The following is a 19,377-nucleotide window of genomic DNA, read 5'->3' on the forward strand; positions in this document are numbered from 1 at the left end:
GGCGGGTCGATCCCGGTGCTGCTGCCGGTGCTGCTCACGCGACCGTCGCCGGGTCGAGCCGTCCCTCGGCGGCGACGTCCCCCACCACGATGATCGCCGGGGCCCGGACCCCGACCTGGGCGGCACGCTCCACGACCTCGCTGAGCGGGGCCCGGGTGACGCGCTGGCGCGGCGTCGAGCCGCTCTCCACGATCGCGACGGGCAGCGCCGGGTCGGCCCCGGCGCCGAGCGCCTGGGCCGTGATGCGTGCGAGCTGCGAGACACCCATGAGGACCACCAGCGTAGCCGTGCGGTCGCGCACCCCGGCGAGCGCGGCGTCGTCGAGGCCGTCGTGCCCGCTGGCCACGTGGAACGCGGCGACCGTCCCCCGGTGCGTGAGCGGGATGCCCGCGAGCGCCGGCACGCTCAGCGCGCTCGACACGCCCGGCACGACGTCCACCGGGACGCCCGCCTCCCGGCACGCGATGACCTCCTCGCCGCCGCGCCCGTAGACGAACGGGTCGCCGCCCTTGAGCCGCACGACCCGCCGCCCGCGCTGCGCCTGCTCCACGAGGATCGCGTTGATCTCGTGCTGCGGGACCGGGTGGTTCCCGGGCGTCTTGCCGACGTCGATCACCTCGACGCCCGGGGCGAGCTCGTCGAGCACGTCGACGGGTCCGAGCCGGTCGGCGACGACGACGTCCGCCTCCGCGAGCGCCCGGCGCCCCCGGACGGTGAGCAGGTCGACGGCGCCCGGTCCGCCACCGACGAGCGTCACGCTCCCGAGCCCGCCGGTGACGGGCCGGAGGCGACGCTGGTCGGCGCCACCGGAGCGCAGGTGCTCGGCGATCGCGTCGCGGACGGCGCGGGCCCGCCGCGGGTCCGCACCGCCGTCGCGCCGCCGCTCCGCCAGGTTGTCAGCGGCTCGTCGCGCCCGAGCGCGACGGTCTGCTGACAGGTGCGCCGGGGGGACGTCCGTGACGACCCCGACGAGCACGTCACCGCTGTGGGTCGTCGCGGGCGTGCGCGCGGTGCCCTCGTGCGCGGCCCCGGCGTTGACGCACCACGTGCGGCGAGCTGCCGCCCACGTGGCGACGTCGCGGTTGGTCGCCGAGTCGTCCGTCGCCGCGAGCACGAGCCACGCGTCCTCGACGTCGGACTCGCGGACCTCGCGCGGCGCCCAGGTGACGCGGCCGCCCGGCACGGCGCCGCCGTCGGGCAGCCGGTGGGCCGACGACGTGGCCGGGCCGGGCCCGAGGAGCGGGGCGTGCAGCGAGGCGGCGACGAGGTCGCGCAGGTCCTCGCAGACCTGGGGCGCGACGACGCGGACGTGCGCGCCGTCGTCGGCCATCGCTCGGGCGCGGCGCGCCGCGACGGGACCGCCGCCCGCGACGAGGACCGTGCGGCCCGCGAGGTCGAGCCCGAGGAGCGTGGTCACGCCGCACCGCCCGCGACCTCGACGCCGGCGGCGGGGCGGGCCCCCACGTGCACGACGCCGTCGCGCACCTCGGCGGGCCAGGTCGCCAGGTCCGGGGCGAGGCCCTGGACCGGCACGTATCCGGCGGCCTCGAGGCACCGGCCTGTCGCGAGGTCGAAGACCTGCTTGTACATCGGCCCGGCGACCGTGGGCACTCCCCCGCGCGTGCCGACGATGCCGCGCGACATGACGTTCGCGCCCGAGTACGGGTCGCGCTGCTGCACGACGCGCACCGTGTCGTCCGGGAGGCGGAAGAGCGCGACCTGCACCCCGCCGACGAGCGCGGCGGCGCCGCGCTCGACGAGGAGGTCGCGCAGGAGGCACACGCGCTCCCACCCCACGGCGTCCGACGTCTCCCCCGAGTGCGCAACCTGCTCTGCTGACACGACGCTCATCGACGGACCTCCAGGGTCGTGCCGGCGATCACCACGGGGCCGGCGGGGACGGTGGCGAGGCCCGCGGCGCGGGCCTCTTCCAGGGTGGCGCGCTCGCCCGCCGTCGCGGGCCGGATCTGGCCGCGCTCGGTGACGTACGCGAGGTCGGGGTCGGGCTCGGCGGGCGCGTTGACGAAGGAGCCGAAGCGGCGCAGCTTCTCCGGGTCCTCCAGGACCGCCCGCCACTCGTCCTCGTAGTCGCCGACGTGGCGGGACATCGCGGCGTCGAGGTCGGCGCCGATGCCGAGCGAGTCCTCGAGGATCACCTCGCGGATCGCGTCGAGCCCACCCTCGTAGTCCTCGACCCACGCGGCCGTGCGCTGCAGGCGGTCGGCCGTGCGGATGTAGTACATGAGGAAGCGGTCGATCGTGCGGATGAGCGCCTCGTCGTCCAGGTCCTCGGCGAGGAGCTGTGCGTGCCGCGGCGTGAACCCGCCGTTGCCGCCGACGTACACGTTCCAGCCCTTGTCCGTGGCGATGACACCGACGTCCTTGCCGCGCGCCTCCGCGCACTCGCGCGCGCACCCGGAGACCCCGAGCTTGATCTTGTGCGGCGAGCGCAGGCCGCGGTAGCGGAGCTCGAGCTCGACGGCCATGCCCACCGAGTCCTGCACGCCGAACCGGCACCACGTGGACCCGACGCACGACTTCACGGTCCGCAGCGACTTGCCGTACGCGTGCCCGGACTCGAACCCGTGCTCCACGAGCCGCCGCCAGATGTGCGGGAGCTGCTCGATGCGCGCGCCGAACATGTCGATGCGCTGGCCGCCCGTGATCTTCGTGTACAGCCCGAAGTCCTTGGCGACCTGGCCGATGACGAGCAGCCCGTCGGGCGTGATCTCGCCCCCGGGGATGCGCGGGACGACGGAGTACGTGCCGTCCTTCTGCATGTTCGCCATGACGTGGTCGTTGGTGTCCTGCAGCGCCGCCTGCTCGCCCTCGAGGATGTGGCCGTTGCCGAGCGACGCGAGGATCGACGCGACGGTGGGCTTGCAGATGTCGCAGCCGCGGCCGGCGTCACGGACGAGCACGGCGCCCTGGGTATCGGTCACGGGATCCGGCGTGCGCCCGAACCGCCCGATGATCTCGCTGAACGTGTGCAGGTCCGCGACGCGCACGGCGTCGAAGAGCTGCGCGCGCGAGAGGTCGAAGTGCTCGCACAGCGCGTTCGAGACCTCGACGCCCGCCCGGGCGAGCTCGGTCGTCGTGATCTTCTTGACGAGCGGGAGGCACGACCCGCAGCTCGTCCCTGCCCGGGTGCACGCCTTGACACCCGCGAGGTCGGTGCACCCGTGCTCGGTGACCGCGCCGCGGATGGTGCCCGCGCTGACGTTGTTGCACGAGCAGACCGTGGCGTCGTCGGGGAGCTCGAGGCTCGGCGCCCCGCCCCCGGACCCTTCGGGGAGCAGGAACAGCCCCGGGTCGCCGGGCAGCTCGGTCCCCAGCATCGGCCGCAGCGACGCGTACGGGGACGCATCGCCGACGAACACGCCGCCCAGGAGCGTGCGCGCGTCGTCGGACAGGACGAGCTTCTTGTAGACGCCCGCGACCGGGTCCGCCCACACGAGCTCCATCGCGCCCTCGGTGCGGCCGAACGCGTCGCCGAAGCTCGCGACGTCGACCCCCTGGAGCTTGAGCTTGGTCGCCGTGTCCGCGCCGGGGAACGTCGCCTCGCCGCCGAGCAGGCGGTCCGCCACGACCTCCGCCATGGCGTAGCCCGGGGCGACGAGGCCGATGCAGCGACCCTCGATGCACGCGACCTCGCCGATCGCCCAGACGTGCGGGTCCTCGGTGCGGCACGCGAGGTCCACGACCGCCCCGCCGCGCTCGCCGACCTCCAGGCCCGCCGCACGCACGAGCTCGTCGCGCGGCCGCACGCCCGTCGCCATGACGACGACGTCCACGTCGAGGCGCCCGCCGTCGACGAAGTCCAGCCGGCCCACGTGGCCCGTCTTGCGGGAGACCTTCATCTCCTTGGTCCCGGTGTTGCACCGCACCGCGATGCCCATGCCGTTGATGAGGCGCTTGAGCGCCTCGCCGCCGCCCAGGTCGATCTGCGCGTCCATCAGGTGCGTGCCGAACTGGATGACGGTGGCCTGCGCGCCGAGCGCCTTGAGCGCACCCGCCGCCTCCAGGCCCAGGAGTCCGCCGCCGATCACCGCGCCGCGGACGGGGCGCTCCCAGCCGCCCTCCGTCGTGGCGTTGCGCCGCTTCTCCTCGACCCAGCCCCGCAGGGCCGCGACGTCGTCGATCGTGCGGTAGACGAACACGCCCGGCAGCTCGTTGCCGGGGATCGGGGGGCGCGCGGCGTTCGACCCGGTCGCGAGGACGAGCTCGTCGTAGGCGTGCACCCGCCCGAGGCGGTCGGTGACGGTCTGCGCCTCGCGGTCGATCGACGTCACCGCGCAGTCGCGGTGCAGCGTCACGAGCGGGTCGTCCCACAGCGCCGGGTCGCCGAGCGTGAGCTCGTCGGCGTCGCGGGCCGAGAAGTAGCTCGTCAGGGCGACGCGGTCGTACGGCTTGCGGGGTTCCTCGGCGAAGAGCGAGACGCGCCACGCGCCGTCGGTGTCGCGTGCGCGCAGCGCCTCGACGAGCCGCTGCGCGACCATGCCGCCGCCGACGACGACGAGGTGCCGGGGCGCACCGGGTGCCGGGGCGGGGGCGGGATCGGTCTGAGGTCCGGTCACGGCGGGCTCCTGGGGGCGTCGGGGCGGGGTCGGTCACCGTCCGCGGGGTACGACGAGAGCGAGGAGAGTTCCCGGGAAGGTGCTGACGACGCTACGGACGGGCGGTTTCGCGACCGTGCCCCGTCCGTTGCCCGTCCGTAACGGTGTTCTCACCCGGATGCGCCCGCCCGTGTGAGGTCGGCGGAGCGGTGCGAGATCGGCAGGTCGTGCCGAGATCGGCGATCGTGACTGCCGATCTCGACAGAGCTTGCCGACCTCACGCGCCGAGGCCGGCGCGCGCCGGAGTCGCCTCGCCCTGCGGCTGCTCCGGGTCGGCGTGCGCGAGCCAGTCGACCAGCCCGCACACGACGTCCTTGCAGCCGCCGCAGCCCGTCGTCGCGCGCGTGGCCCGCGCGACGTCGTCCACGCTGCGGGCGCCGTCGTGCCAGCACCCGACGACGTCGCCCTTGGTCACGCCGTTGCACGTGCAGACGGTCGTGCGGTCGGGCATGTGGGTCGGGGACGACGCCGGCGCGGGGGCCTGCGCGACCGGGCGCAGCAGCAGGTGGGCCGGGTCCGCGGGGACCGGGACCCGACGGGTGTACGTCGCCGTGAGGTCGGCGCCCACCTCGGGCGCGCCGACGCACGTCGCGCCGACGAGCAGGCCGTCCGCGACGACGACCTCGACGTGCCGCCCCGACGCCGGGTCGCTCAGCGTCACGGACCGGTGCGCGGGGTCGGGCGCCCGCCGCTCGCCGCACACGCCCATCGTCACGATCTCCAGCCCCGCCGCCTTCACGCGCACGACGTCGGTCCCGGCCCGCGGGCGCTCGTCCGCACCGGGGTTCCCGGGCCCAGCAGGACGCGGACGACCCGTGGACCCGGGTCGCGCAGGGCGGGCGGCGCCCCCGGGACGGTCCTGCGCCGACGGCCCGGGCGACTCCCCGACCGGGACCGCGACGACGTTCATGGCGAGGCGGAACGCCATGCTCGGCCGACCGGCGTCCACCCCGAGGCGGACGCGCGGTCGGACCGGCGCCGCCCCCTGCGCGGCGCCCGGCCTCCCGGCGTCGCGCCGGTGGATCGTGACCGCGAGCCGCTCCGCGAGGTGGTCCGCGAGCCGGCGCGACTGGTCCCAGCCCTGCGCGATCAGCCCGGTGCCGCCCTCGGGCGGCTGCGCGCAGTCGCCGATCGCGAACACCCGCGGGTCGTCGGGGCTCGCCAGGTCGGGCCCGACGACGACCCCCCGGTCGACCGTGAGGCCCGCCGCGCGCGCGAGCCCGGCCTCGGGCACGGTGCCGCACGCGAGCACGAGCAGGTCGGCCTCGAGCTCGACGAGGCGCGTCGCGTCGACCGCCGCCCCGGCGCCACCCCCCGGGCGGGCCGGCGGTCCGGCGGGTGCCCCGCTGTCGGGCACGCGGAGCGTCACGCCGCGCACGGAGCCCGCTCCCACGACGACGCGCTCGGTGCGCGCACGGGTCCAGGTCCGCACGCCGAGCCCCGCGAGGCTGCGCGCGACGACGCCGCCCGCGGCACCGTCGAGCTGGCGGTCCATGACGCTCCCGCCGCCGTGCACGAGGCTCACGGCGACACCGCGGCGCGCGAGCCCGCACGCGACCTCGAGCCCGAGCACGCCCGCCCCGACGACCACGGCGTGCCGGGCGTTGAGCGACGCCGCGACGATCTCGCGCGCGTCGTCGAGCGTGCGCAGCGCGTGCGCGCCGCGGGGCAGGCCGCCCGGGAGGTCCGTCAGGCCCGGCAGGTCGGGGACCCGTGCGGCCGCCCCGGTCGCGAGGACGACGACGTCGTACGGGTGCGCGCCCTCGCTCGTGACGACGCGGCGCGCGGTGCGGTCGATCGCGATCGCCTCGGTGCCGCGCCGGACGGTCACGCGCGCGTCGTCGGCGCCGGGCAGGCCGATCGCCGCGACGTCGACCTTGCCCGCCACGACCTCGCTGAGCAGCACGCGGTTGTACGGCTCGTACTCCTCGGCCCCCAGCACGGTGACCTCGACGGCCGCCGTCCCCGCGGAGGCCCCGCACCGCGCCACGAGGTCGCTCGCGAACCGCGACCCGACCATGCCGTTGCCGACCACGACAACGCGCGTCATGCGCCCACCTCCTGCACCTCGGGCGCGCGCCGCACGTCCACGGCGCACACCTTGAACTCGGGCATGCCCGAGACGGGGTCGGTCGCGTCGGTCGTGACGCGGTTGACGCTGCCCTCCCCGCTCCAGTGGAAGGGCATGAAGACCGTGTCCGGCCGGATCCGGTCGGTCCAGCGCGCGACGGCCTCGATCGCGCCGCGGCGCGTCGTGAGACGGGCGCGGTCGCCGTCGCCGACGCCGAGCCGCAGGCCGAGGACGGGGTGCAGCTCGACGAACGGCGCCGGCACGAGCCGGTCGAGCTCGGGCACGCGGCGCGTCTGCGCGCCCGACTGGTAGTGCTGCAGCACGCGGCCGGTGACGAGGTAGAGCGGGGCGTCGGGGCGCACGTCGTCGCTCGGCCCGACGTGGTCGACCGCGACCATCCGCGCCCGCCCGTCCGGGGTCGCGAACCGGTCGAGGAACAGCCGCGGTGTCCCCGGGTGCGGCACGGCGGCCTGCCCCGCGTCGGGCGCGCCCGACGGGACGGGCCAGAAGAGCCCCGGACCGCCGTCGTCCTCGTCCGCGTCGAGACGCGCGTGGCTCAACCCCGAGTAGTCGGCCACGCCGCCCGCGGACGCGCGCGCGAGCTCGTCGAAGACGACGGCGGGATCCGTGGGGAAGGAGACCGACGAGCCCAGGCGACGCGCGAGCTCCGCGAGGATCCACAGCTCCGAGCGCGCCTCGCCGGGCGCGTCGACGGCACGACGGCGCCGGATGACGCGACCCTCGAGCGACGTCATGGTGCCCTCCTCCTCGGCCCACTGCGTCACGGGCAGCACGACGTCGGCGAGGAGCGCCGTCTCCGACGGCACGAGGTCGCACACCACGAGCAGGTCGAGGGCGCGCAGGTTCGCGGCGACCCGGTCCGCGTCCGGAGCGCTGACCACGACGTTCGACCCGTGCACGAGGAGAGCGCGCGGACGCCCGTCCTCGACGGACGTCGTGCCCGTTCCGTCCGGTCCCGGCCGGGCGCCCAGCGAGCGCAGCAGCTCGACGGCGGGCATCCCCGGGCCGGGGATCGTCGCCGGGTCCACGCCCCAGACGCCCGCGACGTGCGCGCGTGCCGCCGGGTCGTCGATCTTGCGGTAGCCCGGGAGCTGGTCCGCCTTCTGCCCGTGCTCGCGCCCGCCCTGGCCGTTCCCCTGGCCGGTGATCGCGCCGTAGCCGGAGCCGACGCGGCCCGGCAGCCCGAGCGCGAGCGCGAGGTTGATCGCCGCCGTCACCGTCGCGGTGCCCTGCGACGACTGCTCGACGCCGCGCCCGGTGAGCACGTACGCGCCCGCGCCGCCGTGGACGGGCGACGCCGCCGCGAGGAGCCGCGCGACGTGCCGCAGCCGCTCCGCCGGGATCCCGCACACCGTCTCCGCCCGCTCTGGCCACCAGGCCGTGACGGAGCGCCGGACGTCGTCGAACCCCGACGTGCGCGCGGCGAGGTACTCCGCGTCCGCGAGCCCCTCCGTGACCACGACGTGCAGCAGCGCGAGCAGCACGACGAGGTCCGTGCCGGGCACGGGCTGGAGGTGCACGCCCTGGTCGCCCACCGGCCCCGCACCCGCAGGCGGAGCCACGCGACCGGGCGAGCGCCCGTCGTCGGGCACATCGGCACGTTGCCCGACGACGTCCCCCGGCTCGCCCGTGAGCGCCGCCGTCGCGCTGCGGCGCGGGTCCACGACGACGAGCCCGCCGCGCCCGCGCACGCCCGCGAGGTGCTGGACCGACGGCGGCATGGTCTCGGCGAGGTTGGACCCGAGCAGGAGCACCGCGTCCGCGCCGCCGAGGTCGGCGAGGGGGAACGGGAGCCCGCGGTCGGCGCCGAACGCGCGGTTCGCGCCCGCAGCCGCCGACGCCATGCAGAAGCGCCCGTTGTAGTCGATGTTCGCCGTGCGCAGCACGGTGCGCGCGAACTTGCCGAGCGCGTACGCCTTCTCGTTCGTCAGGCCGCCGCCGCCGAAGATCGCGACCGCGTCCCGGCCGTGCTCGACCTGGACGCGCTCGATCCCTGCGGTCACGACGTCCAGCGCGTCGTCCCACGACGCCGGGCGGAGCTCGCCGTCGGCCCCGCGCAGCAGCGGGGTCGTGATCCGGTCGGCCGCGCGGAGGACCGTCGCGCTCGTCCAGCCCTTCTGGCACAGCCCGCCCCGGTTGGTCGGGAAGTCGCGCGGGGCGACGGTGACCGGGATCGGTCCCGCGCCGGGTGTCAGCGACATGCCGCACTGCAGCGAGCAGTAGGGGCAGTGCGTGTCCACGCTCAGATCCCGGCCGACGCGAGCGCCGACCCCTTGCGCAGGTACACGGCCCAGGCGACGACCGCCATGACCACGTACATCCCGATGAACGTCCACAGGGCGGGGACGAGCGAGCCCGCGAGGCTCGTCGAGGCGGCGAACCCGCGCGGGATGAGGAAGCCCCCGAACGCCCCGATCGCGCCGGCGATCCCGATGCACCCGGCCGCGGCCTTGCGAGCGCGGGCCCTGGCCTCGTCGAGCGCCGCCGCGTCGACCGCCGTCGGTCCGTCGAGCGCGCCGCCCGGGACGGCGCTCGCCTGGAAGACGGCCGGGATCATCCGGTACGTCGACCCGTTGCCGATGCCCGTCGCGACGAACAGGACGAGGAACGACGCGAAGAACAGGCCGAAGCTGTGCGACTGCAGCGCCTGGATCGCGCCGAACGCCCCGAGCGCCATCACCCCGTACGACACGATGGTGACGCGCGTGCCACCCACCCGGTCCGCGATGACGCCTCCGAGGGGCCGCGTGACCGAGCCGACGAGCGCGCCGAGGAACGCGATCGAGAGCGTCACCTCGGGAAACTGGCCCTTGAGCAGCATGGGGAACGCCCCGGCGTACCCGATGAACGACCCGAACGTCCCGATGTAGAGGAACGAGATGATCCACGTGTGCTTGTTCCGCGTCGCCGCGGCGAACGACTTCGGGTCGGCCTTCGCGGTGGACAGGTTGTCCATGAACCGCCACGCGAGGAACGCCGCGAGCAGGATGAACGGGATCATCATGAGACCCGCGCGCTCGAGCGCGACCCCCGCCCCGGCGACGATGACGAGCGGCACCGCGAGCTGCACGACCGCCGTCCCCAGGTTGCCGCCCGCGGCGTTGAGGCCCAGCGCCTTGCCCTTCTCCCGCTCCGGGTAGAAGAACGAGATGTTCGCCATCGACGAGGCGAAGTTGCCGCCGCCGAACCCGGCGAGCGCCGCGACCGCGAGCATGACGCCGAACGGCGTCCCCGGGTCCTGCACCGCGACCGCGAGCGCCGCCGTCGGGAGCAGGAGCAGGAGCGCCGAGACCACGGTCCAGTTGCGGCCGCCGAACAGCGGCACCGCGAACGTGTACGGGATGCGCAGCGTCGCGCCGACGAGGCTCGGCACGGCGATGAGCCAGAACTGCTGGTCGACCGTGAACGTGAACCCGGCGGCGGGGAGCTGCGGCACGACGATCGACCACAGCGCCCAGACCGCGAAGCCGAGGAACTCCGCGAACACCGAGATCCACAGGTTGCGCGTCGCGACCTTCCGGCCGCCGTCGCGCCAGAACGTCGGGTCCTCCGGGTCCCAGCGGTCGATCCAGCGCCCCGAGCGGTGGGTCGGGGCGGTCGCCGTGCGGCCGGCCGTCGAGGCGGCGGTCGGCCCGACGGCGGTCGTGGCCCCGGGCGCCGCAGCCGCGACCGTCGCGGTGGCCGAGGTGCCGGAGGGGTGCTCTGCGGACTGCTCACCCTCGTGGGTGGTGGGGCTCGTGGGCGCGGACATGGCGGCTCCTTCAGCAGGTCCCGGTCAGTACCGAGGACGCTAGGAACGCCGTGTTTCCCCCGCGCGCGGCCGTCGTTAAGCCCGTGTGAGGTCTTCCGCACACCCGCACCCCACGACCTGTGAGCGCCCGCCGCCCCGAGGTAGAGCCCGGTCGCGCGAGGTAGAGCCCGGTCGCGCGAGGTAGAGCCCTGGTCGCGGGACCAGGGCTCTACCTCGGCGGTCGGTCAGCCCCAGACGAGGCCGCGGGCCGGGTCCTCGAGGACCTTCGCGACGTCGGCCAGGACGCGCGCGCCGAGCTCGCCGTCGACGAGGCGGTGGTCGAAGCTCAGGGCGAGCTGCGTGACCCAGCGCTTCTTGATCTTGCCCTTGTGGACCCACGGCTGCTCGCGGATCGCGCCGAACGCGAGGATCGCGGCCTCGCCCGGGTTGAGGATCGGTGTCCCCGTGTCGATGCCGAACACGCCCACGTTCGTGATCGTGATGGTGCCGTCGGACATGTCGGAGGGCGACGTGCGGCCCGCCCGCGCGGTCGCGGTGAGGTCCGCGATCTCGCCCGCGAGACCGTGCAGGTCGAGGCGGTGCGCGTCCTTGATGTTCGGCACGACGAGCCCGCGCGGCGTCGCCGCCGCGATCCCCAGGTTCACGTAGTGCTTGTAGACGATCTCCTGCGCGGCGTCGTCCCAGCTCGCGTTGATCTCCGGGTGGCGGCGCACGGCGAGGAGCAGCGCCTTGGCGGTGACGAGCAGCGGGGTGACGCGCACGTCGGTGAACTCGCGGTCCTCGCGCAGCGTGTGCACGAGGCGCATGGTCTTGGTGACGTCGACGGTGTGGAAGACGGTGACGTGCGGGGCCGTGAACGCGCTCGTCACCATCGCCTCGGCCGTGCGCTTGCGCACCGACTTCACGGGCACGCGCGTCTGGCGCCCGTCGGGGGTGACGGCGCCGGTCGCGAGCCACGGCTGGTCGTCGTCGGCGTACGTCGCCAGCGGCTTCGCCTTCGCCTGCTCGTGGTACGCCTGCACGTCCTCGCGCGTGACGATCCCGCCCGGTCCGGTGCCGGCGACGCTCGCGAGGTCGACACCGAGGTCCTTCGCGAGCTTGCGCACCGGCGGCTTGGCGAGCACGGGCAGGTGCACGTGCCCGACGGCGCCGCTCGCCGTCGAGCTGTCAGCACCTCGTCGCGCGATACCGCGAGCATCTGCTGACAGTTCTGCGGGCTGGGAGTTGTCAGCGGGGGCGCCGCGGCGACGACGGCGGGCCGTGCCCGGCTCGACGGTGCCGTAGCCGACGAGCACCGAGCCGGACCCGCCCGCCGCCGGTGCGTCGGACACCGCGGGCGCCGCGGCGTCGTCGGCGACGGGACCTGCCGCGGGCGAGGCGGGCGCCGAGGCGGCGTCCGCGCCGTCGGGCACGACGCCCGCGGGCGCGCTCGGCGCCGGCGCCGCACCGGACGGGTCGGTGTCCACGACGATGATCGGCACGCCGACCTCGACCGTCGTCCCCTCGGGCGCGAGGATCTCCGCGACGACGCCCGTGTACGGCGACGGGAGCTCGACGAGCGACTTGGCCGTCTCGATCTCGACGATCGTCTGGTTGACCGTCACGGCGTCGCCGACGGCGACGTGCCACTGCACGATCTCGGCCTCGGTGAGGCCCTCGCCCGCGTCGGGGAGGTTGAACTTCTCGAAGGTGGGCACTGCGTGGTCCTCCTGGTGGTCCCGGTCGGCGCTGTCGAGGTCGCTACGGTCGCGTCAGAACGCGAACGCGCGGTCGACGGCGTCGAGCACGCGGTCGAGGCTCGGCAGGTAGTCGTGCTCGATCTTGGCGACGGGGTACGGCGTGTGGAACCCGCCGACGCGCAGCACGGGCGCCTCGAGCGAGTAGAAGCACTCCTCCGTCACCCGCGCCGCGACCTCGGCGCCGGAGCCCAGGTAGGTCGGGGCCTCGTGCACGACGACGCAGCGCCCGGTCCGGCGCACGGACTCCACCACGGTCGCGGTGTCGAGCGGGGAGATGCTGCGCAGATCCACGACCTCGATGCTGCGGCCCTCCTGCTCGGCCGCCGCGGCGACGCGCAGGGCGGTCGCGACCGTGGGCCCGTAGGCGACGAGCGTGAGGTCGGTGCCCGCGCGCACGACGCGGGCGCGGTCGAGCACGGTCGCGCCCTCGCCGCGCCCGGTGGTCTCGACGGGACCCTTCTCCCAGTAGCGGCCCTTGGGCTCGAAGAACAGCACCGGGTCGGGCGAGGAGATGGCCTCCTGGATCATCGTGAACGCGTCCTGCGGCGTGGACGGCGACACCACGCGCAGGCCGGCGGTGTGCGCGAACAGCGCCTCCGGGCTCTCGCTGTGGTGCTCGACGGCGCCGATCCCGCCGCCGTACGGCACGCGGATCACGACGGGCACCTGCAGCTTCCCGCCGGAGCGGTAGCCCATCTTCGCGAGCTGCGTCGTGATCTGGTCGTACGCGGGGAAGATGAACCCGTCGAACTGGATCTCGCACACGGGCCGGTAGCCGCGCAGCGCGAGGCCGATCGCGGTGCCGAGAATGCCCGACTCCGCGAGCGGGGTGTCGACCACCCGGTCCTCGCCGAAGTCCTTCTGCAGCCCGTCCGTCACGCGGAACACGCCGCCGAGCGCGCCGATGTCCTCGCCCATGAGCAGGACCTTCGGGTCGGTCTCGAGCGACCGGCGCAGGCCCTCGTTGATCGCGCGGGCGAGGGTCAGGGTCTTGTTCTCGCTCATCGGGCCACCTCCGCGGCCGGCACCTCGAAGGACTGCTGGTAGTCGGCGAACCACGCCTTCTCGCGCTCGACCACCGCGTTCGGGGTCGCGTACACGTGGTCGAACATGGTCGACGGGTCGGGCGCGGCGAGCGCGCGGACCTCGTCGCGCAGCCGCTCGCCGAGCGCGTCGGCCTCGGCCGCGACGTCGGCGGCGAACGCGTCGGCCCACGCGTCCTCGGCGCGGAGCAGGTTCTCGAGCCGGTCGATCGGGTCGCGGCGGCGCCAGTACTCCTCCTGCGCGCGCGAGCGGTACTTGGTCGGGTCGTCCGACGTCGTGTGCGCGCCCATGCGGTACGTGAACGCCTCGACGAACGTCGGGCCGCCACCGGTGCGCGCCCGCTCGAGCGCCTCCGCCGTCACGGCGTAGCACGCGAGGACGTCGTTGCCGTCGACCCGCACGCTCGGGACGCCGAACCCGCCGCCGCGGCGGTAGAGCGGCACGCGGGACTGCTTGGTCGTCGGCTCGGAGATGGCCCACTGGTTGTTCTGGCAGAAGAACACGACGGGCGCGTTGTTCACCGCGGCGAACACGAGCGCCTCGTTGACGTCGCCCTGCGACGTCGCCCCGTCGCCGAAGTACGTGACGACGGCCGCGTCGCGCTCCGGGTCGCCCGACCCGACGAGGCCGTCGCGCTGCACGCCCATCGCGTACCCGGTCGCGTGCAGCGTGTGCGACCCGATGACGAGCGTGTACAGGTGCACGTTGTGCTCCGTCGGGTCCCACCCGCCGTGGTCGACGCCGCGGAAGAGGCGCAGGCGCGCCGTCGGGTCGATGCCGCGCACGTGCGAGACGCCGTGCTCGCGGTAGGACGGGAAGACGTAGTCCTGCGGGGCGAGCGCGCGGCCGGAGCCGATCTGCGCGGCCTCCTGGCCCTTCGACTGCGCGAACAGGCCGAGCTCGCCCTGCCGCTGGAGCGACGTCGCCTCGTCGTCGAAGCGACGCGTGAGCACCATGTCGCGGTAGAGGCCGCGCAGGGCGGCGGCGTCGAGGTGGGCGACACGCTCGCGGTAGCCGTCCGTCTCGGGGGTCGTGACGCGAGCGCCGGCCGGCGTCACGAGCTGGAGCAGAGGGGCGTCGTCGGGACCGCCGGCGACGTCGGGGAGGTCGGGGGGCGTGCTCGCGCCGTCCCGCGCGGTGGTGCTCGCGTCGTTCTCGGTCACGCGACTCTCCTTCGGTGCGGCCCGGCCGTGCGGCCGGCCCGCTCGGGGGCAGGAGGCGCCCGGTCGGGGCGCCGTCGGAACCTACGTCTCCGTAGCCTACGCAAGCGTAGGCTACGACACCGTAGGTTCGGCTGCCGACGTGTCGCCCAACATCCGTCACGGCGGGCTGTAGGGAACCTCCAATCCCCACCGGACGGCCCCCGCGCCGACGGAGGCCCGCCCTACCGCGGGTACGCGCCGCCCGCGCGCAGCGCGTCGCGCTCGCGCAGCACGGGCCAGCGCGAGAACGCGAAGACCAGGAACATGACGACGTTGAGGATCGGCACGAGGCCGACGAGGATCCACCAGCCCGAGTAGCCGGCCTTCTGGATGATCCGGACGTAGGCGATGAAGAAGATCACCGCCACCGCGACGTAGAGGACCAGCGCGGCGGTGCCGAAGGCCCAGCCGTACTCGTCGACGAGCTGGTCGGTGTCGATGGTGTCCATGCTCGCGAGTGTTCTCGCGCTCGCGACCCGCGGCAACCCGGGCGATCGTCCGCGTGTAGACCAACGTCTACATGTGGTCATGGCCTGGTGGCATGGAGACCGTCGGCACCCGCGAGCTCAAGCAGAACCCCCACACCGTCATCCGCCGCGTCCTGGACACGGGCCAGGAGATCGAGGTCACGGCGTACGGGAATCCCACCGGTGTCCGACTCGTCCCCGACCGCGGTCGCCGGAGCGCCCGATGGGTCCTCGGGCGCGACCTCGTGGACATCCCCCCGATGAGCCCGGAGAACGTCGAGCGGTTGGTGAGCCAGATCGAGCACGCACGCGACGACGATCTCGTCCGCGACCCGTGGGAGGACCGGACGTGATCGTCCTGCTCGACACGAACGTCCTCGTCGACCTGGCCCGTCACGCTCTCGATCCACAGGTCTCGTACGGCGCGAGCATCTTCTCCCGGGCCGAGCTCGAGTTCGGGATCCGCGCCGCGCGCTCCTCCGCCGAGGCGGCCGAGCGCCGTCGGCACCTCAACGACCTGGACGACCGGTTTGACTGGATCGACTTCGACCTCGACTGCACGCGGTCCTACGGCCTGCTCGCAGCACACGCCAAGGACCGCGTCACAGGCTCTCGGGTGCGCGGCAAGGACGCCCTCGTCGCCGCGCAGGCGCACCGGCACGGCGCCGCGGTGATGACCGCGAACAGGGACGACTTCCGCCCGTTCGAGGAGCTCATCCAGGTCCTCTCGCCTCACCGGGCGACGAGCTGACCTACAACCAGGTGGCGCTCACGCGCAGGAACAGGTCCGTCGCCTCCGGCTCGCCGACGCTCACGCGCAGCCCCTCGCCCGCGAACGGGCGCACGATCGCCCCGGCGGCACGCGCCTCCTCGGCGCGCTGCATGGTCCGCTCGCCCAGGTCGAACCAGACGAAGTTCGCCTGCGACTCCGGCAGCACCCAGCCCTGGTCGCGCAGGCCCTCGACGAGGCGCGCGCGGTCGGCGACGAGGTGCTCGACCCGCTGGAGCAGCTCGTCGCGCGCGGCGAGGGACGCGATGGCCGCGCGCTGCGCGACGTGGGAGACGCCGAACGGCGTCGACACCGCGCGGATCCCCGCCGCGAGCCGCGGGCGTGCGACGGCGTAGCCCACGCGCAGGCCGGCCAGGCCGTACGCCTTGGAGAACGTGCGCAGCAGCACGACGTTCGGGTGCTGCGCGTACACGGCGAGGCCGTCCGGCGCCTCGGGGTCGCGCACGAACTCGAGGTACGCCTCGTCGAGCACGACCAGCACGTCCGACGGCACCGCCGCGAGGAACGTCTCGAGCTCCTCGCGGTGCACGACCGGGCCGGTCGGGTTGTTGGGCATGCACACCATCACGACGCGCGTCCGCTCCGTGATCGCCGCGGCCATCGCGGGCAGGTCGAGCCGACCGACGTCCGCCCCCGTCCGCAGCGGCACCTGGACCGACGTCCCGCCCGCGACCGCGACCGCGATCGGGTACGCCTCGAACGAGCGCCACGGGTACACGACCTCGTCGCCCGGCTCGACGACCGCCTGCAGGACGTGCGCGAGCACCGCGACCGAGCCGTTGCCCACGACGACCTCGTCGGCGCCGACGCCCAGGTCGTCCGCGAGCGCCTCGGTGAGCTCGGTCGCGTACATGTCCGGGTAGCGGTTCACGTCCGCGGCGGCGTCGGCGATCGCGGCGACGACCGACGGCAGCGGCGGGTACGGGTTCTCGTTGGAGGAGAGCTTGAACGCCGCCGCGCCCGGGGCGACGCGGGCCCCGGGGACGTAGGCCGGCAGCGCGGCGACGGCGGGACGCAGGGGGACGCGGGGTTCGTGGGCCACGGTCCTCGATCATGCCACCTGCCCGTGCGGTTCCCCGCGGCGCACCGGCCCGCACCGTGCCTGCGCCCGGTCCGGATGGCAGGATGCCCGGTATGAGCTTCGTCGTCCGCGTCCTCGTCACCGGCCTCGCGATCTGGCTCACGAGCCTGTTCATCGACGAGCACTTCCAGATCGTCGGCTCCGACACCGCCGGCGGGCAGGTCGTCATCATCCTCGTGGTGGCGCTGCTCTACTCGCTGGTGAACGCCGTCATCAAGCCGATCGTGCAGATCCTGTCCATCCCGCTCTACATCCTCACGTTGGGGCTGTTCTCGCTCGTCGTCAACGCGCTGATGCTCATGCTCACCGCGTGGATCACGGAGCAGACGGACTGGGGCATCCGCATCGTCGGCGGGTTCTGGTGGGCCCTGCTCGCGGCCCTCATCATCGGGCTCATCAACTTCGCGGTGTCCGCCGTCGTGCCGAAGGCCCAGGAGCGCTGAGGAAGCTCGCGACGGTGCCGACGCCGCGGGTCGTTACCTCACCTCGTCGTCACCACCTTCGCCGTCCGGTCCCGGCGCACTGGTGTCACCGGCCGCCGGACCACCGGACGCCGGGAAGCCCGGCACCTCGAGCGACGGCGACCCGGGCGTCGGCGCCCCGGGGAACGGCATCCCGGGCGCTCCCGGGAACGGCGTGCCCGGGGCCCACGGGAGGGTGAGCGACCGCGGCACCGCCAGGTCCCCGATGCAGAACGTCGTGTCCGGGTCGGGGACCAGGCGCGCCTCGTAGACGAGCGGCTCGTCCGCCTCCCCGTCGAGCAGGCGCTCGACATCGGTCAGGTGCTCCTCGAGCCCGCGGTCCCCGACCTCGACCGCGGCGTCCAGCACCTCCTGGTGGAACCGCACGCTGTGCGGCCACTCGAGCGACGGCCCGCCGCCCGGTGCCACGAGGGTCCCGGTCACCGTGACCCTGTCGGGCGTCGCCCGGTTCTCCGCGCCGTCAAGGTCGGAGATCCCCTCCCCCTGGGTCTCGAGGTGCGTGCCCTTGACCCCCGGCGGGAGGGCGTGGCCGGCGACGGGCGACCCGGCCGTCACGACGTGCCGCACGGTGTAGGTCCCGACCGTCGCTGCCGCGACCGTCGCGGCGATCATGCCGCCCTGGCTGTGCCCCACGAGCACGACGTCGTCGTCCGGCCCGATCCCGGCCTGCCGCATCGCCTCCAGCACGGCGCGCGCGCTGTCGGCCTGCGCCCGCACCGCCGGGTCGTCGTCCATGAGGTCGTAGTTGGACGTCATGTTGAAGACGGACCGGAGATTGCCGGGCTGCGTGCCGGGGATCGCGACCACCCATGTGGGGGTGCCGTCGTCCTTGACGATCCGCTGGACGCTGAGCGTCGAGTCCGTCGCGAGCGCCTCCACGGCGCCGAGCGCGGACCTCACGTCCGTGGGCGTCGGCAGGTTGCGTGGCGTGTCGACGAGCCGGACGTCGGGGTCGGGCAGGAAGCGGTCCCGCAGCGGCTGCGCGAGGCCGCGCAGCACCGACGCGCCGTTGCCGACGGTCGGCATCTGATACCACGGACGGTCGGCGTCGAGGAGGCCGATCGCCCGGCTCAGCGCACGGATCGTGGCAGGGTGCAGCGACTCTCCCGAGGTGACGACCCTCAGCCCGGACGGACGACCCTCCAGGAACGAGTGCAGGACCCCGACGGTCCCCAGGGAGAGGATGCCGATCAGCCCGGCGGTGGCGGCACCGACCGGGCTGAAGCCCCCGACGGCGAGGAGCGCGAGGTCCTGCCACAGTGCCGTCGCCGCGGCGTCCGCGTCGTCGTAGACGCGCACCGCGTGCTGCAGGCGCGACGCGAGGACGCGCAGGCCCCGCTCCTGCTCCTGCGCCAGGCCGATCGCGAGGTCGAACGCCTCGAGCGCGGCGGCGCGCGCGGCGCGCACCTCGGCCGACCAGCACGGCGTGGCGTGAACGCTCCAGCCCGTCGTGGCCTGGAGCGGGGCCGGCGCCGCGAAGCGACCCCCGAACGAGGTGGGGCTCGCGGTCGCCACCTCCACGGAGTCCCGCGCGTCCCGGAGCGCGGCCACGGTCCCGGCGACGAGATCCGCCCGGGCGCCCAGCGCCGCCGCCTGCGCGACGACCGCCGCCGTCTCGACCGCGGTCGCCTCCGTGCCACCGCGCACCACGACCACGGGTGCCGGGCGGGGGCCGCTCACGGTACGCCCGCCGCGGCGAGCTCGGTTCGGATCCGCGCCACCTCGGTCTCGGCGAGGACGGTGAGCGTGTCGAGGCGCAGCAGGCAGCTGTCGAGCAGCATGCCGAGCCGGAGCAGCCCGGCGCGCCGCTCGGCTGCGGCGTCGTCGTACGACGCGCGCGCGTGGCCCGCCCACGGGAGGTCCGGCGCGACGAGCGCGGCGCCTGCCCGCGCGACGTCGTCCTGAGCGGTGAGGACCCGGGTCCGGGCGAGCGACACGCCGAACGGCGCGGCGGGGCACGGCGGGGGCGGCGGCGGCGAGGAGGACATGGCGAGGACCGTACGCAGGGGCGCGCACCGCCCGTCCCGATCGAGGACGACCTGTGGACGGGCCGCTCGAACGAGGGTCCTGGGGACGGCCACGACCCGCCCGACGCCGACAGATCGCTCGCCCG

16 protein-coding genes are annotated in these 19,377 nt (G+C 74.8%); 3 read left to right on the forward strand and 13 right to left on the reverse strand.

What is annotated here, in order from left to right; all coding sequences use genetic code 11:
- Positions 1-34: 34 nt before the first annotated feature.
- The 10 genes from cobA to NF338_RS04885 form a co-directional block, all read right to left on the reverse strand.
- Positions 35-1,417, reverse strand: coding sequence for a uroporphyrinogen-III C-methyltransferase (cobA, locus tag NF338_RS04840; protein WP_264029736.1), 1,383 nt, complete (start codon positions 1,415-1,417; stop codon positions 35-37).
- The gene (gene nirD, locus NF338_RS04845; protein WP_264029737.1) at positions 1,414-1,851 is read right to left on the reverse strand and encodes a nitrite reductase small subunit NirD; all 438 of its coding nucleotides are present in this window, start codon (positions 1,849-1,851) and stop codon (positions 1,414-1,416) included. Before nirD ends, cobA begins: the two co-directional genes overlap by 4 nt.
- Positions 1,848-4,577, reverse strand: coding sequence for a nitrite reductase large subunit NirB (nirB, locus tag NF338_RS04850; protein WP_264029738.1), 2,730 nt, complete (start codon positions 4,575-4,577; stop codon positions 1,848-1,850). Before nirB ends, nirD begins: the two co-directional genes overlap by 4 nt.
- A 256-nt stretch (positions 4,578-4,833) precedes the next feature.
- Positions 4,834-6,666 carry an FAD-dependent oxidoreductase gene (locus NF338_RS04855; RefSeq protein ID WP_264029739.1) on the reverse strand — a complete coding sequence of 611 codons (1,833 nt, stop codon included), beginning with the start codon at positions 6,664-6,666 and terminating at the stop codon, positions 4,834-4,836.
- Entirely contained in the window at positions 6,663-8,909 is a 2,247-nt protein-coding gene (locus NF338_RS04860) for a molybdopterin oxidoreductase family protein (RefSeq protein WP_264029802.1), read from the reverse strand. Before NF338_RS04860 ends, NF338_RS04855 begins: the two co-directional genes overlap by 4 nt.
- Positions 8,910-8,950: 41 nt before the next feature.
- On the reverse strand, positions 8,951-10,459 hold the full coding sequence (locus NF338_RS04865; protein WP_264029740.1) for an MFS transporter: 1,509 nt from the start codon (positions 10,457-10,459) through the stop codon (positions 8,951-8,953).
- Between the two features lie 224 nt (positions 10,460-10,683).
- Positions 10,684-12,156 (reverse strand): dihydrolipoamide acetyltransferase family protein, encoded by a 1,473-nt coding sequence (locus tag NF338_RS04870; RefSeq protein WP_264029741.1) that lies wholly within the window; start codon positions 12,154-12,156, stop codon positions 10,684-10,686.
- Positions 12,157-12,210: 54 nt separating this feature from the next.
- Positions 12,211-13,203 (reverse strand): alpha-ketoacid dehydrogenase subunit beta, encoded by a 993-nt coding sequence (locus tag NF338_RS04875; RefSeq protein ID WP_264029742.1) that lies wholly within the window; start codon positions 13,201-13,203, stop codon positions 12,211-12,213.
- The gene (pdhA, locus tag NF338_RS04880; RefSeq protein WP_412846107.1) at positions 13,200-14,405 is read right to left on the reverse strand and encodes a pyruvate dehydrogenase (acetyl-transferring) E1 component subunit alpha; all 1,206 of its coding nucleotides are present in this window, start codon (positions 14,403-14,405) and stop codon (positions 13,200-13,202) included. Before pdhA ends, NF338_RS04875 begins: the two co-directional genes overlap by 4 nt.
- Before the next feature lie 221 nt (positions 14,406-14,626).
- Entirely contained in the window at positions 14,627-14,893 is a 267-nt protein-coding gene (locus NF338_RS04885; protein WP_264029743.1) for a DUF805 domain-containing protein, read from the reverse strand.
- A 92-nt stretch (positions 14,894-14,985) separates the two neighbouring features.
- Between NF338_RS04885 and NF338_RS04890 the strand changes: the two genes are divergently transcribed.
- Positions 14,986-15,264: a hypothetical protein gene (locus NF338_RS04890; protein ID WP_264029744.1), complete on the forward strand. Its 279-nt coding sequence runs from the start codon at positions 14,986-14,988 to the stop codon at positions 15,262-15,264.
- Positions 15,261-15,662 carry a PIN domain-containing protein gene (locus NF338_RS04895; RefSeq protein WP_264029745.1) on the forward strand — a complete coding sequence of 134 codons (402 nt, stop codon included), beginning with the start codon at positions 15,261-15,263 and terminating at the stop codon, positions 15,660-15,662. The genes NF338_RS04890 and NF338_RS04895 overlap by 4 nt, the downstream gene beginning before the upstream one ends.
- A 1-nt stretch (position 15,663) precedes the next feature.
- On the opposite strand, the gene hisC is transcribed toward NF338_RS04895, so the two are convergent.
- A complete protein-coding gene (gene hisC / locus NF338_RS04900) occupies positions 15,664-16,743 on the reverse strand; it encodes a histidinol-phosphate transaminase (RefSeq protein ID WP_264029746.1) in 1,080 nt (359 codons plus the stop codon).
- Positions 16,744-16,835: 92 nt separating this feature from the next.
- Between hisC and NF338_RS04905 the strand changes: the two genes are divergently transcribed.
- On the forward strand, positions 16,836-17,225 hold the full coding sequence (locus tag NF338_RS04905; protein ID WP_087470757.1) for a phage holin family protein: 390 nt from the start codon (positions 16,836-16,838) through the stop codon (positions 17,223-17,225).
- Between the two features lie 33 nt (positions 17,226-17,258).
- Here the strand turns inward: NF338_RS04905 and NF338_RS04910 are convergent, their stop codons facing one another.
- Positions 17,259-18,944: a hypothetical protein gene (locus tag NF338_RS04910; protein ID WP_264029747.1), complete on the reverse strand. Its 1,686-nt coding sequence runs from the start codon at positions 18,942-18,944 to the stop codon at positions 17,259-17,261.
- Positions 18,941-19,252 (reverse strand): hypothetical protein, encoded by a 312-nt coding sequence (locus NF338_RS04915; RefSeq protein ID WP_264029748.1) that lies wholly within the window; start codon positions 19,250-19,252, stop codon positions 18,941-18,943. The genes NF338_RS04910 and NF338_RS04915 overlap by 4 nt, the downstream gene beginning before the upstream one ends.
- Between the last annotated feature and the right edge of the window lie 125 nt (positions 19,253-19,377).

Source organism: Cellulosimicrobium sp. SH8, from assembly GCF_025818875.1.
GTDB lineage: Bacteria > Actinomycetota > Actinomycetes > Actinomycetales > Cellulomonadaceae > Cellulosimicrobium > Cellulosimicrobium cellulans_D.

Excerpts from the sequence above, each read along its gene's own strand:
- NF338_RS04885 (WP_264029743.1), bottom strand. The coding sequence starts at position 14,893 with ATGGACACCATCGACACCGACCAGCTCGTCGACGAGTACGGCTGGGCC.
- NF338_RS04890 (WP_264029744.1), top strand. The coding sequence starts at position 14,986 with ATGGAGACCGTCGGCACCCGCGAGCTCAAGCAGAACCCCCACACCGTC.
- NF338_RS04905 (WP_087470757.1), top strand. The coding sequence starts at position 16,836 with ATGAGCTTCGTCGTCCGCGTCCTCGTCACCGGCCTCGCGATCTGGCTC.
- NF338_RS04875 (WP_264029742.1), bottom strand. The coding sequence starts at position 13,203 with ATGAGCGAGAACAAGACCCTGACCCTCGCCCGCGCGATCAACGAGGGC.
- nirD (WP_264029737.1), bottom strand. The coding sequence starts at position 1,851 with ATGAGCGTCGTGTCAGCAGAGCAGGTTGCGCACTCGGGGGAGACGTCG.
- NF338_RS04915 (WP_264029748.1), bottom strand. The coding sequence starts at position 19,252 with ATGTCCTCCTCGCCGCCGCCGCCCCCGCCGTGCCCCGCCGCGCCGTTC.
- NF338_RS04865 (WP_264029740.1), bottom strand. The coding sequence starts at position 10,459 with ATGTCCGCGCCCACGAGCCCCACCACCCACGAGGGTGAGCAGTCCGCA.
- NF338_RS04860 (WP_264029802.1), bottom strand. The coding sequence starts at position 8,909 with ATGTCGCTGACACCCGGCGCGGGACCGATCCCGGTCACCGTCGCCCCG.
- NF338_RS04855 (WP_264029739.1), bottom strand. The coding sequence starts at position 6,666 with ATGACGCGCGTTGTCGTGGTCGGCAACGGCATGGTCGGGTCGCGGTTC.